Source organism: Nocardia sp. NBC_01730, assembly GCF_035920445.1.
In the GTDB taxonomy this organism is placed as follows: domain Bacteria; phylum Actinomycetota; class Actinomycetes; order Mycobacteriales; family Mycobacteriaceae; genus Nocardia.
This window is the reverse complement of record NZ_CP109162.1, coordinates 4,950,534-4,964,003: the sequence shown is the minus strand read 5'-3', so window position 1 is coordinate 4,964,003 and position 13,470 is coordinate 4,950,534. Positions and strand designations below refer to the sequence as shown.

Annotated in this window: 12 protein-coding genes and 1 tRNA gene; 4 read left to right on the top strand and 9 right to left on the bottom strand. The window is 68.0% G+C overall.

What is annotated here, in order from left to right; all coding sequences use genetic code 11:
* Positions 1 to 16: 16 nt before the first annotated feature.
* The 3 genes from OHB12_RS20265 to OHB12_RS20255 form a co-directional block, all read right to left on the bottom strand.
* Entirely contained in the window at positions 17 to 181 is a 165-nt protein-coding gene (locus OHB12_RS20265) for a DivIVA domain-containing protein (protein ID WP_327110161.1), read from the bottom strand.
* A 36-nt stretch (positions 182 to 217) separates the two neighbouring features.
* Positions 218 to 1,876, bottom strand: a complete 1,659-nt coding sequence (locus OHB12_RS20260) for a fatty acyl-AMP ligase (protein WP_327110160.1) — start codon at positions 1,874 to 1,876, stop codon at positions 218 to 220.
* Positions 1,877 to 2,198: 322 nt separating this feature from the next.
* Complete coding sequence (locus OHB12_RS20255) at positions 2,199 to 3,383, bottom strand: aminotransferase class V-fold PLP-dependent enzyme (RefSeq protein ID WP_327110159.1); 1,185 nt, start codon at positions 3,381 to 3,383, stop codon at positions 2,199 to 2,201.
* 196 nt (positions 3,384 to 3,579) lie between these two features.
* On the opposite strand from OHB12_RS20255, the gene egtA reads away from it, so the two are divergent.
* The 4 genes from egtA to egtD all read left to right on the top strand — a co-directional run bounded on the left by egtA (position 3,580) and on the right by egtD (position 8,271).
* On the top strand, positions 3,580 to 4,917 hold the full coding sequence (gene egtA / locus OHB12_RS20250; RefSeq protein ID WP_327110158.1) for an ergothioneine biosynthesis glutamate--cysteine ligase EgtA: 1,338 nt from the start codon (positions 3,580 to 3,582) through the stop codon (positions 4,915 to 4,917).
* A gap of 129 nt (positions 4,918 to 5,046) precedes the next feature.
* The gene (egtB, locus tag OHB12_RS20245) at positions 5,047 to 6,393 is read left to right on the top strand and encodes an ergothioneine biosynthesis protein EgtB (protein ID WP_327110157.1); all 1,347 of its coding nucleotides are present in this window, start codon (positions 5,047 to 5,049) and stop codon (positions 6,391 to 6,393) included.
* Positions 6,394 to 6,471: 78 nt separating this feature from the next.
* Entirely contained in the window at positions 6,472 to 7,281 is an 810-nt protein-coding gene (gene egtC, locus OHB12_RS20240) for an ergothioneine biosynthesis protein EgtC (protein ID WP_327110156.1), read from the top strand.
* Positions 7,282 to 7,299: 18 nt separating this feature from the next.
* Positions 7,300 to 8,271: an L-histidine N(alpha)-methyltransferase gene (gene egtD / locus OHB12_RS20235; RefSeq protein ID WP_327110155.1), complete on the top strand. Its 972-nt coding sequence runs from the start codon at positions 7,300 to 7,302 to the stop codon at positions 8,269 to 8,271.
* 36 nt (positions 8,272 to 8,307) lie between these two features.
* Here the strand turns inward: egtD and OHB12_RS20230 are convergent, their stop codons facing one another.
* The 6 genes from OHB12_RS20230 to OHB12_RS20205 all read right to left on the bottom strand — a co-directional run bounded on the left by OHB12_RS20230 (position 8,308) and on the right by OHB12_RS20205 (position 13,162).
* Positions 8,308 to 8,955 (bottom strand): DUF2461 domain-containing protein, encoded by a 648-nt coding sequence (locus OHB12_RS20230; RefSeq protein WP_327110154.1) that lies wholly within the window; start codon positions 8,953 to 8,955, stop codon positions 8,308 to 8,310.
* Positions 8,956 to 9,020: 65 nt separating this feature from the next.
* Positions 9,021 to 9,902, bottom strand: a complete 882-nt coding sequence (locus OHB12_RS20225; RefSeq protein ID WP_327110153.1) for a hypothetical protein — start codon at positions 9,900 to 9,902, stop codon at positions 9,021 to 9,023.
* A 96-nt stretch (positions 9,903 to 9,998) separates the two neighbouring features.
* Complete coding sequence (locus tag OHB12_RS20220) at positions 9,999 to 10,259, bottom strand: hypothetical protein (RefSeq protein ID WP_327110152.1); 261 nt, start codon at positions 10,257 to 10,259, stop codon at positions 9,999 to 10,001.
* Between the two features lie 275 nt (positions 10,260 to 10,534).
* A complete protein-coding gene (locus OHB12_RS20215; RefSeq protein WP_327110151.1) occupies positions 10,535 to 11,515 on the bottom strand; it encodes a ribose-phosphate diphosphokinase in 981 nt (326 codons plus the stop codon).
* Positions 11,512 to 13,002: a bifunctional UDP-N-acetylglucosamine diphosphorylase/glucosamine-1-phosphate N-acetyltransferase GlmU gene (gene glmU, locus OHB12_RS20210; protein WP_327110150.1), complete on the bottom strand. Its 1,491-nt coding sequence runs from the start codon at positions 13,000 to 13,002 to the stop codon at positions 11,512 to 11,514. The genes OHB12_RS20215 and glmU overlap by 4 nt, the downstream gene beginning before the upstream one ends.
* Before the next feature lie 89 nt (positions 13,003 to 13,091).
* Positions 13,092 to 13,162: transfer RNA gene (locus tag OHB12_RS20205), tRNA-Gln, on the bottom strand.
* Positions 13,163 to 13,470: the final 308 nt, after the last annotated feature.

Sequence of the window (13,470 nt, the reverse complement as noted above, 5' to 3'; positions counted from 1 at the left end):
GCCCGCGCCGCAACGCTCAGCGCGTGGTTCTCTCCAATTGGGCGATTCGTGCGTAGAGCGTGCGCAACGTGCTCTCGACATCGTCGAGGAGCCGATCCACGTCCTCGGGGTCATAGCCGCGCTGGCCGAACCGAGGCTTCCCGAACTGGACATTCCGGATGTCGTCAGGCGTCAGTGGCACGTCTACTCCTTCTTGGGTGGGCCTTGCGCGGATCGTTCAGTGCACGTGGATGGCGGTGGCGGCACGGCGAAGTTTGCCCGACGAGGTCTTCGGCAGTGCGCCGGGGCCCAGCACCGCCACGGTGCGCGGCCGCACACCCACCTCGGAGAACACCTCGTGCACGATCTCGTGCTCGATCCGTTTGACCTCGTCGGGGTTCTGGTGGTTGTTGCTCTCCACCACCACGGCGAAGCTCTCCCGCTTCTGGCCCGCGTCCAGGCGTACCGCGACCGCGTTGCCGGGTCGGACACCGCTCACCCTGGTGGCGGCGCGTTCGATATCGGTGGGATAGATATTGCGGCCGGCCATGATGATGACGTCCTTGATCCGGCCGCACACCACGATCAGACCCTCCTCGGTGAAGTAGCCGATGTCGCCGGTGTCCAACCAGCCGTCGGCGTCCTGGGCGGGGCGGAATCCGTCCATCGTCACGTAGCCGGGTGTGACCGCGGGGCCGCGCAATTCGATCACACCCACCGAGCGGACCGGCAGCGGCTGACGGTCGCTGTCGACGATTCGGCCTTCCAGATTGTCGACCAGGTAGCCAAGGGTCGCCAGCCTGCGGATGGTGCCGGTGTGCCCGTGCCCGTGCCTGTGCTCGTCCGGTACCGGCACCGCCTTGCCGATCGCTTCGAGCAGGTCGGCGTCGATCACGTCCACCACTTGGCCGAGGCCGGGATCGGGGACCGAGACGGCGAGCGTGGTCTCGGCCATGCCGTAGACCGGGGTGAGCGCCATCGGGTTGAGCCCGAACCGTCTTCCGGCCGTGGCCAGCGCGTCCATGGTGTCCGGGTCGACCGGTTCCGCGCCATTCCACATGTAACGCACGCTGCTGAGGTCGAACGCGTCGTCGTCGGCCTGTCGCAGCCGTCGGGCCAATAGTGAGTACGCGAAATTCGGTGCGGCGGTGACGGTGCCGCGGTATTTGTGGATCAGCTCGGCCCACAGCAGCGGGCGGGTCAGGAAGTCCAGCGGCGTCACACAGACCACTTCCGCACCGAATTGCATAGGGACGCTGAGGAATCCGACCATGCCCATGTCGTGGAACAGTGGCAGCCAGCTGATCATCACGTCGTCGTCGAGCTGGAACTTCACCCGGTCGAACATGGCATAGGCGTTGACGAAGAAGTTTCCGTGCGTGATCCGCACCGCCTTCGGCGAGCCAGTCGAGCCGGAGGTCAACTGCTGCAACGCGATATCGTCCTCGTCGGTGGACACCGGGTCGATGTCGGGACCGTCGGGCAACTGGTCGATGCGCACCACGGTGATGCCGCGCTCGCGCAACAGCGGCTCGGCAGCCTCGAACGGCGCGCCGAGGACGACGGCGCGCGCCTCGATCATGGTCAGCACGGTCTCGGTGTCGCGTGCCCAGAGAACGAGATCGGTGCGCGGTGTCGGCTGATGCAGCATCGTGATCGACGCTCCGCGCATCCAGATGGCCTGGCAGGCCGGGGCGATATCGACCGGCATCCCGGCCAGCACGCCGACCGCGTCACCGTGTCCGATTCCCGCCGCGGCCAAGCCGCCCGCCATACGGCGGGCGATCTGATGGATCTCCGCCCAGGTGCGGCGCTGCGGGACGGTCGGCTCGCCGGTCACCAAGCCCCGCTCGGAGGTCTGCGCCGTGGCGTACATCTCGTCGGTGAACCTGCTCAAAACCTCAACTCCTCAGCACCAACCGTCGGCCGAGACCCGGCCTCCACCAACTATCCCGCTATCGCAGCGCTGCGTTAACCCCCCTTCTGAAGATCCCAGGTCAGGACCGTAACGCCGGGGCATCGAAGGTGGCCGCGTAGCGGTCGACGTAGCACCGGCCGGACTGTGCTGCCAGTTCACGGTATCGCCGCTTTGCAGGCCAACCGCAGCCTGCGCCTGGTCGGCCAGGGCGCCGACGTCGCCGCACTGGTGGCCAGGGCGCTTGACGTGCATTTGGTCTGAAAGGGGCTACTTCGCGGTGCTTTCGGGGCGCATCGGAGTCCTAGAGCGCCGCGACCGCGGCGACGAACCGGTCCAGTTCGTCGAAGCTGACGTAACAGTGCGGAGAGGCGCGGACCACCGATGCCAGGCCGCGGCCCGTCATGTCCAGCAGGGTCGAGCCGGCGTGGCTGACCGTGACGGTGATGTCCTGCGCCAGCAGCTGGTCGCGCACCTCGGTGGATTCGATGTCGTCGACGGTGAACGACACAATGCCGCTGTGCCGGACGCCGATGTCGTGCACCGTGACGCCGGGGATCTCCGGCAGTGTCTTGCGCAGGTGCTCGGCGCGAGCCGCGACCGCGGCGTACACGTTGTCCGGACCCAGGTCGAGCAGGTACCGCACCGCGGCGCCCAGACCGAGTCGTCCTGCGACGTCGCACTCCCAGAACTCGAAACGGCTGGCATCCGGCGCTAGGCGGTAGTCGTCCGGGCCGGTCCACTTCGCGCCGTGCAGGTCGAGCCGCTCGGGCTCCATGGACTGTGCCAACTCGGGCCGCAGGTACAGGAATCCGGTTCCGCGGGGGCCGCGCAGCCACTTGCGACCGGTCGCCGACAACGCGTCGACACCGAGGTCGGCCACGTCCAGTGGCAGCTGTCCTGCGGACTGGCAGGCGTCCAGCAGCACGAGCGCGCCGACCGAATGCGCGATTCTCGTCGCCTCGGCGGCCGGGTTCACCAGGCCGCCGTTCGTCGGCGCGTGCAGTACCGAGACCAACTTGACCCGTTCGTCGACCATGGCGGCCAGTGCGTCGAGGTCGATCTGCCCGCTGCCGTCGCTCGGAATCTTCTGCACCGTCGCACCGGTGGCGCGGGCGCGCTGCAGGGCGGCGATGGCATTGCTCGCGTAGTCGGCCTCGGAGACCAGGATGCGATCGCCGGGCGCCAGCGGAACCGAGTAGAAGAAATCCGCCCAGGAGCGGGTGGCGCTGTCGCTGAGCGCGATGCTCGTCGGCGCGGCGTTGATCAGCGTGCCGATCGCGGTCTTCACCGCGGCGAGATCACCCAGCCTCTCGTTAGCGGCACGGTAGCCACCGATCTCCGCCTCGCGTAGCAGGTGACCGATGACAGTGTCGGTGACGACCCGCGGCGGCAGCGAGGACCCGGCGCTGTCGAGGAACACCGGACCGAGTTCGGATCCGGACGCGCATCCGGGAGTGTCGGCTCGTACACGATCGTCATCCAGCATGCCGCCGACCTTATCCGGTGTGAAGTTCGGCTTCTCGTCGATTTCTTGTCAGCTGCCGTGGCTACCCTGGATGGATCGCCGCGCTCGGAATCCGGCATCGGAGTGGAATAGGACCGAGCGGTATGGGGATAACTGAATAACAGCGGACTCGAAACCACTACACCACTACAACTCGGAACGCACAGTGGAGGTTGCCATGGCGGTCACGCTCGATACACCTGAGTCGGCCCATTGTGCCCCGGAGCAGGGAGAACTATCTTCCCGCGCGGCGGCGGAGGCCTATGTCGGCGGCGTCTGCTTCAAGCTCGGACCGCCCCGTCTGATCGGTGCCGAACTCGAGTGGCTTACCGTGCAGGGTGAGTGTTCGGCGTCAGGCCCCGCGTCCGCCCCGCGTCCGCCGCTGGCTGCTCTGGCGGATGCTCTCGGACCGTACGCACCACGATCCATCGCCCCCGATTCTCCGGCGCTCGCACTGCCGGGGGGCAGCCGGGTCACCCTGGAACCCGGTGGTCAAATAGAACTCTCCAGCGCTCCTTACGCTGATGCCGCGCGGCTGTGCGACCGACTGCGCGACGATGCCCGCTTGTTGCGGAAACTCCTCGAAACCCGGTCCATCCGTACCGTTTCCCTTGCCGCCGACGCGGACCGCCGCCCCAAACGAATCCTGCGGCTGCCGCGCTACCGCGCCATGGAGCATGCCTTCGGTGGTGTCGGCCCGTTCGGTAAGTTGATGATGTGCAATACCGCGGCCGCCCAGGTCAGTGTCGACGCGGGCGCCCACCGCGCGGAGGTGACCGCGCGGTGGACGGCACTGTATGCCGTCGGTCCGGCTTTGCTGGCTGCTTTCGCCTGCTCGCCTGCCCTGCGCGGGGCTCCGTCCGGCGCCTGGGCTTCGCAGCGCATGCGAGCCTGGCTGCGGCTGGACAACGTGCGCACCCGCCCGCCCGTGATGGACTGGACCGACCCGGTGGCCGGGTACAGCAAATGGGCGCTGGACGTCCCGCTGCTGTGCGTGCGAAGTCCCGACGGAAGTAGGGACGGCCGCGAGACCGGGTGGTTGGCTCCGCCCGGCGCGACGTTCGCCGACTGGCTGTCGGGCGGACTGGACGATGAGGTGGGGCGCCGCCCCGACGTCAGCGACCTGGACTACCACCTGACCACGATGTTCCCGCCGGTGCGCGCGTCGGGGCATCTGGAGGTCCGCTACATAGACGCCCAGCCCGGCGACACCTGGACCACGCCGGTCCAGGTGATCGAAGCGCTCATGTCGAGCCCGTCCGTGGTCGCCGAGGCGACAACGGTCGCCGCGCCGCTCGCGGGCCACTGGCTCGACGCCGCCCGCTATGGCCTGGCCGACCGGGACATCCGTTCCGCCGCGGTCGACCTGCTGCGGCTCGCCGCCGCCCACGCGGCCACCGCGGCCTGCGCCACGGAGATCGAATCCGCCGCCGAACGATGTCGCAGCGGCCGCACCCCGACCGAAGACCGCGCCGGGAACGGCACAGGGCCGGATCGACCGGAAGCCGGCGCGTGACGGCGTACCTGCCGCGCATCGTCGACTGCGCGCCGGTCGACCTGGCCGACAAGGGCCGAATCGTCGCGCCCGCGGACTCGTTCGCGAGCGTGACGACGCCGATCAGAACCGATCTCGGAGACGTTTATCGTGACCACTCAGTACCCCACCCCGACCGACAGTTCCGGCACCGAACAGCTACGGGACCGGATCGCCGACGTACTCGCCCGCGCGCGACAGCGCACCCTGACTCTCACCGGCTGTGTCGACGAAGCCGAGCTGGTGGCCCAGCATTCGCGTCTGATGAGCCCGCTGGTCTGGGATCTCGCGCACATCGGCAACCAGGAAGAACTGTGGCTCGTCCGCGATGTTGGCGGTCGCGAACCTGTGCGCGCCGACCTCGACGAACTCTACGACGCCTTCAAAAACGCCCGCGCGAGCCGTCCCGCGCTGCCCCTGCTCGATCCCACCCAGGCCCGCGACTACGTCGGCGTGGTTCGTGACAGGGTATGGGATGTGCTGGAGCGCAACGAGTTACAGGGCAGGCCGTTGGTCGACGGTGGTTTCGCGTTCGGAATGATCGCCCAGCACGAGCAGCAGCACGACGAGACCATGCTGGCCACCCACCAGCTGCGCACCGGTGCCGCCGTGCTCTCCGGAGCGGCCGTGCCGACCACATCGGCTCCGGTCGCCGGTGAAATCGTCATTCCCGCAGGCAAATTCACGATGGGCACCTCGACCGACGCGTGGGCGCTCGACAATGAGCGCCCCGCCCACCGGGTGTCGGTGCCCGGCTTCGCGATCGATGCCGCGCCCGTGACCAACGAGCAATATCTGGCCTTCATAGACGACGGCGGCTACGACCGTCCCGAACTGTGGTCCGTGCGCGGCTGGGCGCACCGCACGGAAGCGGGTCTGGTCGCGCCACAGTTCTGGGAGCGCGACCCGGCCGGGCACTGGTGGCGCCGGGTGTTCGGCGTGATGACCCCGCTACGCCGACACCAGCCGGTGGTGCATGTGTGCTGGTTCGAGGCCGAGGCGTACGCGAACTGGGCGGGCAAGCGACTACCCACGGAAGCCGAATGGGAGAAGGCGGCCAGGTTCGACCCGGCGACGGGCGCGTCCCGTCGATTCCCCTGGGGCGACACCGATCCCGATGTCGGCACCGCTAATCTCGGTCAACGTCATCTGGAACCCGCGGAGGTCGGCGCCTATCCGGCCGGTGCGTCCCCGGCAGGTGTGCACCAGTTGATCGGCGACGTCTGGGAGTGGACCGCGTCGAGCTTCGAGCCTTACCCGGGTTTCCGCGCCTTCCCGTACAAGGAGTACTCCGCGGTCTTCTTCGGCGGTGACTATCGCGTCCTGCGCGGGGGTTCTTTCGGCACCGACCCGGTCGCCTGTCGCGGCACTTTTCGCAATTGGGACCACCCGATCCGCCGCCAGATCTTCGCCGGTTTCCGCTTGGCGCGGGATCTGCGACCGGGGGAAGGCGAGTGAGCGACGTTCGTCCTGGCGGGGCACGGATCTGGGGGCCGTGCGACGTGGCGATCCGTCCGGGAACGAGAGTGGGTGCCCATGTGTAGACATCTGGGCTATATCGGCCCGCCGGTCCGGGTCGGCGACATGTTGACCCTCGGAGCGCATTCCCTGCGCGCTCAGGCATGGGCTCCCCGAGACATGCGCCGCGGCGGCACCATCAACGCCGACGGTTTCGGTGTCGCGTGGTGGCGCGAGACCGAGGACGACTCGGTCGCCGTCAGCCGCTACCGCAATGCGGCGCCGATCTGGACCGATCCGGCCGTGGACGAGGTATTGCCACAACTCGAATCCTGGGCGGTGCTCGGCGCGGTGCGTTCGGCGACCGTCGGGATGCCGGTGGAGCGGTCCGCGTGCGCGCCGTTCACCCGCGGGCGCTGGGCCTTCAGCCACAACGGCGTCGTGCCGGACTGGCGCGACACGCTGAGCGCGGTGGCCTCGGAGTTCGCGCACACCGCAGTCGAACTCGGCGCCGAGGGACTGTTCGCCCCGAGCCGGTTGCTCGAGGCAGAATCCGCCACCGACACCGCCACGCTCTGGGTGATCCTGTGCGACCTGCTGGCGACCGGATCGCCGGACGGTGCGTGGTCGGCCGCCCCGGCGGCACTGAAGCTGCTCGCCGGCGCGGTGCTCGACCGAGTACCGGACGCGCGCCTGAATTTCCTGCTGTGCGACGGTGCGCAGCTGTGGGCGACCACCTGCCACCACTCGTTGTCCGTGCTGGTCACCGACACTTTCGCGATTCTGTCGTCCGAACCGTTCGACGACGACCCCCGATGGCGGTCGATCCCGGACCGCAGCCTGGTCACCGCAAGGCCCGGCGCGCTATCCGTCGACGCCCTCCTCTGACACCGAAAGGCCCGTGCTATGACCGCACCGACGCTGGAGATCCACCTATCCGACGACGACCTGACCGCGGCGTTGCGCTCGGACGCCCGGCTCGGCCTCACCGCGAACCCGAAGTGGCTACCGCCCAAGTGGTTCTACGACGCCAGGGGTAGCGAGCTGTTCGAGCGGATCACCGAACTGCCCGAGTACTACCCGACACGCACCGAGCGCGCGCTGCTGGAGCGCGTGGTCGGCGAGATCGCGCGCGCTGCGCAGGCCGAGGTGCTGGTCGAGCTCGGCGCCGGTTCTGCGGCAAAGACCAGGCTGCTGCTCACCGCCCTTACCGCGCGTGCCCCACTGAAAACCTATGTTCCGCAGGATGTTTCGGCGGCAGCGCTGCGCGCGGCGGCGGATGCCGTCGCGGCCGAGTTCCCCGGGTTGGCCGTGCACGGTGTGGTCAGCGATTTCACCGACACCCTGCACAACCTGCCGCGCGGAGGCCGCAGGATGATCGCTTTCCTTGGGGGCACCATCGGCAATCTGGTCCCCGGAGAGCGGGCCGAATTCCTGGCGGCCATCCGCGACGTGCTGGAGCCGGGCGAACAGTTGCTGCTCGGTGCGGGTCTGGTCATCGACTCCGCGGTGCTCGTCCCCGCCTACGACGACGCGGCGGGCGTCACCGCCGAGTTCAACCGCAACGTGCTGCATGTGCTGAACTCCCGGCTCGACGCCGATTTCCCCCCGGAGAAGTTCCGGCATATCGCGATCTGGGATTCGGCGCACGAGTGGATCGAGATGCGCCTGGAGGCCACCGAGGATATGACGGTCACGGTCCGCGCGCTCGACCTCACCGTGCGGTTTGCCCGCGGCGACCAGATGCGCACCGAGATCTCGGCGAAGTTCCGGGTCGATGGCCTGAGCACCGAACTCACGGCCGCCGGTTTCGGCACCGAACACGTCTGGACCGACCCGGACGATCGCTTCGCGCTGGTGCTCGCCCGACGGCGCTGACGGCGCACATCCTCGACGGGGCGAGCCGACGCTGTGTCACCACGACGGCGGGCTGCCGACCACCGCCGCCAGCCATTCGATCAGCGGCCGTGTCGTCTCCCACGCGGCGCGGACCTCTTCGGCCGCGCGCGGCGTGTCCAGCCAGGCCGGTGCGCCGAATTCCTTGCCGCACGTGAGGGATTTGTGCCGCAGCAGGTCGATGCGCGGATGGTCGGCGGCGTAGCCCTTCGGCTTGGTCTTCAGCTTCTCGCCGCTGGCGGTGAAGCCTGCCTTGGTGAGTTTCGCGAGAATCGCCGCGAGCTCGGGCCCGCGCACGTCGTCGTCGATGGTGGCGCGCAACAGCGCGATCTGGGCGGGGGAGCCCTGGTAGAAACCGCCGCCGACGTACAGCCCGGCGGCGCCGATCTGGACGTACCAGCCGACGCTCTGCGCGGCGCCGACCACCGCGCCCTGGGCAGTCTTGTATGGCGACTTGTCGTTGGAAAATCTGACATCGCGGTATGGGCGGAAGATCTTGGCCGCTCCGAAATCCGACTCCAGCCCGGCGAGCAGTGCGGTCATCGGCTCTTTCACCGCTCGCGCGTAGATGTCCTTGTGCGCGGTCCAGAATGCCTTCGAGTTGTCGGCCTCGAGGTCCTCGTAGAAGTCCAGGCCCGCCAGTGGAAAGCCCGCGAATCCGGTCATGACCGGCCCCCAGCCACGTTGGCAGCGGCCCGTGAGAATCCACCGAATCGACGCATACCGAGAATCTACGTCGTCAAGTCTCCGGAGAATACGACGAACCCGACGATGAAGCCGATCACCGTGCCGATGGCCGCCGCGATGGCCGCCCATTTGCCGAGCGATTCGCCCTTGTTGTGCCCGACCACGCCGAGGACGATCCCGGCAGGCCCGAACAGGATCGGGCAGAACAGTACCGCGATCGCCGCGCAGGCGAATCCGATGATCGAGTACACCTGACTGCCCGGCTGCCGCGGCGGCTCGCCGTACGGCTGATACTCCTGCTGTGGATAGGACGGATAGCCGCCGGACTGCGAATTTTGCGGTCCTGTGGTCGGCGGGTAGTTGTAGACGCCGCCCGCGGGGTACTGCGGTTGACCGCTGGGCGGGTACTGCTGCTGGGCATCCTGCGGTGGCTGCCCGACCGGGGGATACTGCGGTTGACCAGCCGACCCGTACTGCGCATGGTCGCCGGGTGTGAACGGCCGGGTGGATTCGCCGGGCGGCATCTGCGGTGCCGAGCTGCCCGACGCGGCGGCGCCCCACGGCTGGCCGGGTGCGGCGGGTTCCGCGCCCCACGACTGCTGCCCGCTGTCGGCTCCCCATGCTCGAGGTTCGGCCTGCTGCCCGCTCGGTTCCGCGCCCCACTGCCCACCCAGCGGTCCCCCGGGCGGAGTATCGGCGGGCTGCCACCATTGCTCGACGGGCTGACCTGCCGCGGAGCCGGGTGCTTGCTCGGTGGGTGGCGGCGGCGCGCCGGATTCGTCGTCGGGAGCGGCCGACGCGTCATCGGAGGTCGGCGGTGCGGGCTCCTCGCCGGGTGCGTTCCCGGCGTTCTTCGACAGCGACGGTGACGCAGCCTCCTGCTCCGGCGCGTTGTTCGTGGGTTCCGGATCCTTCGGCGTGCTCATCGCACCCTCCTCGTATCGTCCCGGTCACGCCACCTATGCGTACCACGGCAAACTCTTCGCCATCGCCGATTGCGGCAGCGTGGCGCACATCGGGTCTCAGAGATCCTCGTCGTGCACGATCTCGATGGCGGCCACCTCGGCGGGCCGGTCGTCTTCCTCGGCGGCTTCGGCACGTTGCCCGCGCCGCGTCCACTCCTGATCGAGCTCGTCTTCGATGCCGAGCCTGCCGTCGTCGTCGTTCTCGCGATAGGGGATGAGCAGGTCGTCGGGCGGATCCTCGACGTTGCGCTCGTACTCGCGGATCTCGTCCGCCTGGTCGTCGTCCCCCATGTCGGTATCCAACGGGTCACGGTCCATACCCCTAGTATCCCCACCGATCGCAGGGACTAACGGGTGCAGAACGCAAACAACCCAACACTTCCAACGCAACAGCTGATCTCGTGCGGACATGGGTAACTCACCGGGTACGTCCAGAACCCGACCAGCACCCAACGCAGGACCTGAACGCAAATCACGCGGCAGCCGACTAGTACGGCCTGAAACCCAGGAGAGGCGGGAGAGCACCCAACGCAGGACCTGAACGCAAACCCCGTCTCACCCGACCAGTACGGCCTGAATACTCGGAGAGGCGGTCAAGCGTTGCCGTTGAAAAGGCCGGTGACCGAGCCGTTTTCGAAGACCTCACGGATGGTGCGGGCCAGCAGCGGCGCGATGGAGAGCACGGTCAGCTGCGGGAACTTCTTCTCCTCGCTGATCGGCAGGGTGTTGGTCACCACGACCTCCTTGGCGCCGCAGGAGGCGAGGCGCTCGGCGGCGGGCGGGCTCAGCACGCCGTGGGTCGCGGCGATCACCACGTCACCGGCGCCTGCCTCCTTCAGCACATTGACCGCGCCTGCGATGGTGCCACCGGTGTCGATCATGTCGTCGATCAGGATGCAGGTGCGTCCCTCGACTTCACCCACCACGCGGTTGGACTTCACCTGGTTCGGCACCAGCGGGTCGCGCGTCTTGTGGATGAACGCCAGCGGCGAGCCACCCAGCGAGTCTGCCCACTTCTCGGCGACGCGCACACGTCCCGAGTCCGGGGAGACGACGGTGATGTGCTCCAGGCTGTAGTTGTTGCGCACGTACTCCGCCAGCTGCAGCTGGGCGTGCATGTGATCGACCGGGCCGTCGAAGAAGCCCTGGATTTGATCGGTGTGCAGGTCGACGGTGATGATCCGGTCCGCGCCTGCGGTCTTCAGCAGGTCGGCGACCAGGCGGGCCGAGATCGGTTCGCGGCCGCGGTGCTTCTTGTCCTGGCGGGCGTAGGGGTAGAAGGGCAGCACCGCGGTGATCCGCTTGGCGGAGCCGCGCTTGAGCGCGTCGATCATGATGAGCTGCTCCATCAGCCACTGGTTCAGCGGCGCGGGGAAGCTCTGCAGGAGGAAGGCGTCGGATCCGCGTACCGACTCCTCGAATCGGACGAAGATCTCGCCATTGGCGAAGTCGCGGGCGGTCTGCGGCGTGACGTGCACGTCGAGTTCCTTGGCGACCTGCTCGGCCAGCTCAGGATGGGCGCGTCCCGAGAAGAGCATCAGGTTCTTCTGGTTGTCGATCCATGACGCGGTCACTGCTGTTTGCCATCCTTTTGCTCGATTGCCTGACCCGACATCTCTTTGGCCGCGATGGATTCCGCCGCCGCGAGCGCCGCGTCCGTCCCTGGACGGTGTTGCTGCACCCAGCCCTCGATGTTCTTCTGCGGTCCGCCGGACACCGCGAGAGCCCCGGGCGGAACACTTCTGCGCAGTACAGTACCCGCCGCCGTGTACGCGCCGTCACCCACCGTCACCGGCGCGACGAACATGGTGTCGCTGCCGGTGCGCACGTGCGAGCCAACTGTCGTGTGGTGCTTGGTCACGCCGTCGTAATTGACGAAAACGCTGGAAGCACCGATGTTGCTGTGCTCACCGATGGTGGCATCGCCGACGTAGGTCAGATGCGGCACCTTGGAATGCGCGCCGATCGAGGCGTTCTTGGTCTCCACGAAGGCGCCCAGCTTGCCCGAATCGCCGACCACGGTGCCGGGACGCAGATAGCTGAACGGGCCGATGTTGGCGTGCGGCCCGACGGTCGCGCCCTCACCGTGGGTGCGGACCACCTTGGCGCCGTCGCCCACGATGACGTCGGTGAGCGTGCTGTCCGGGCCCACCTCGACGTCCTCGCCGATCACGGTGGTGCCGAGCAACTGCACGCCAGGGCGCAGCACCGCGTCCCTTCCGATCCGCACGCTGGCATCCACCCAGGTGGAGGCCGGGTCCATGATGGTGACGCCGGCGCGCATGTGCCGTTCCAGGATGTAGCGGTTGAGCCTGCTCGCCGCCGAAGCCAGCTGCACGCGGTCGTTGACGCCGGTGACCTTGGCCGCGTCGAGCAGGCGCGCTCCGTGCACGGGGTGGCCTGCCTCGTGTGCCAGTCGCAGCACGTCGGTCAGATACAGCTCGTGCTGGGCGTTGGCGGTGGAGAGCCTGCTGATCATGGTCCGCAGTATCGCGGCGTCGAACGCGTAGACGCCGGAGTTCACCTCGGGGATCGCGGCCTGCTTCGGAGAGGCGTCGGCATGCTCGACGATCTCGACCAGCTGGCCGTTCGCGTCACGCACGATGCGGCCGTACCCGTTCGGGTCGTCGGGCACGAAGGTCAGCACGGTGACCGCCGAGCGTTCGGCGTAGCTGCGGTGCTCGTCGAGCAGAGCCGAGAGCGTGTGCCCGTCCAGCAGCGGCACGTCGGCGGAGGTGACCAGGACATCGCCGGTGAAACCGACCGGCAGCGCGGCCAGAGCGCACTGCACCGCGTGCCCCGTGCCGAGCTGCTTCTCCTGGATGGCAGTCGTGATGCCCCGGCCCAGGTCGTCGGCGATCGCGGACACCGCCGCGCCGACTTGGCCACGGTCGTGCCCCACCACAGTGATGAGGTACGCGGGGTCGATCTCGTTCGCCGCATGCAGCGCGTGCGCGAGCATGCTCCGACCGGCCAGCGAATGCAGCACCTTGGGGGTCTTCGACCGCATTCGCGTCCCGGCACCGGCTGCGAGAACGACGACGGCGGTCTGCTGTGGCATGGATCTCCCTCGGCTGCCTGTCCTCGTGCGGGGCTGTCGTCGTGCATGGTCAGCGATGTGCGGCCAACGATAGTCATCGTGCTGTCGAGCTCCGCCGCCAGGACTCGAACCTGAACTCTCTGAACCAAAATCAGATGTGCTGCCATTACACCACGGCGGATTACCACATCGGCGGTTCGGGAAACCCCCGCCGCTGTGCCACGGCACGGGAAAGATCCTCGCATACTCCCCCGCTTCCTCGCGAATGCTCCCCCGCTCCCCCGCCTCTCCGGGTCTTTAGGCCGTACTGGTCGGGTGCCGCGAGATTCGCGTTCGGGTCCTGCGTTGGGTGTTGCTCGAGTTCTGGGCGTGCCCGGTGAGTTACCCATGTACGTGCGAGATCAGTCGTCGCGTTGGGGAGATCTGTGCACACCGCCTGGGTTGGTGATCTCGGATCTCGTCGTTCGGACCGGACGTGCCCGAGGTGTC

Excerpts from the sequence above, each read along its gene's own strand:
- OHB12_RS20255 (WP_327110159.1), bottom strand. The coding sequence starts at position 3,383 with ATGCTGGATGACGATCGTGTACGAGCCGACACTCCCGGATGCGCGTCC.
- egtA (WP_327110158.1), top strand. The coding sequence starts at position 3,580 with ATGGCGGTCACGCTCGATACACCTGAGTCGGCCCATTGTGCCCCGGAG.
- egtC (WP_327110156.1), top strand. The coding sequence starts at position 6,472 with ATGTGTAGACATCTGGGCTATATCGGCCCGCCGGTCCGGGTCGGCGAC.
- egtD (WP_327110155.1), top strand. The coding sequence starts at position 7,300 with ATGACCGCACCGACGCTGGAGATCCACCTATCCGACGACGACCTGACC.
- OHB12_RS20230 (WP_327110154.1), bottom strand. The coding sequence starts at position 8,955 with ATGACCGGATTCGCGGGCTTTCCACTGGCGGGCCTGGACTTCTACGAG.
- OHB12_RS20225 (WP_327110153.1), bottom strand. The coding sequence starts at position 9,902 with ATGAGCACGCCGAAGGATCCGGAACCCACGAACAACGCGCCGGAGCAG.
- OHB12_RS20220 (WP_327110152.1), bottom strand. The coding sequence starts at position 10,259 with ATGGACCGTGACCCGTTGGATACCGACATGGGGGACGACGACCAGGCG.
- glmU (WP_327110150.1), bottom strand. The coding sequence starts at position 13,002 with ATGCCACAGCAGACCGCCGTCGTCGTTCTCGCAGCCGGTGCCGGGACG.